The organism is Streptomyces sp. SAJ15 (assembly GCF_007595705.1).
Taxonomy (GTDB): domain Bacteria; phylum Actinomycetota; class Actinomycetes; order Streptomycetales; family Streptomycetaceae; genus Streptomyces.
Map to the genome: position 1 here is coordinate 1 of NZ_NISY01000048.1, position 321 is coordinate 321.

A 321-nucleotide genomic window follows, 5' to 3' on the forward strand; every position below is an offset into this window, starting at 1 on the left:
GTAGTCCTGGCCGTTGGTGCCGGCGAAGACGCCGGTCCTGCTGCCGCGCAGCGTCGCCGGGTCGATCCCGGCCCGCTCGAACGCCTCCCACGAGGTCTCCAGCAGCAGCCGCTGCTGCGGGTCCATGGCCAGCGCCTCACGCGGCGAGATCCCGAAGAACGCCGCGTCGAAGTCGGCCACGTCGTAAAGGAACCCGCCCTCACGCGTGTACGAGGTGCCCTGCCGGTCCGGGTCCGGGTCGTACAGCCCCTCCAGATCCCAGCCACGGTCCGACGGGAACTCCGCGACCGCGTCCGCGCCCGCCGTCAGCAGCGACCACAG

Annotated in this window: 1 protein-coding gene; it reads right to left on the bottom strand. The window is 72.3% G+C overall.

The features are described from left to right. On the bottom strand, nt 1-321 hold a 321-nt coding region (locus tag CD790_RS34260; protein ID WP_144387283.1), incomplete at both ends, for a beta-ketoacyl synthase N-terminal-like domain-containing protein.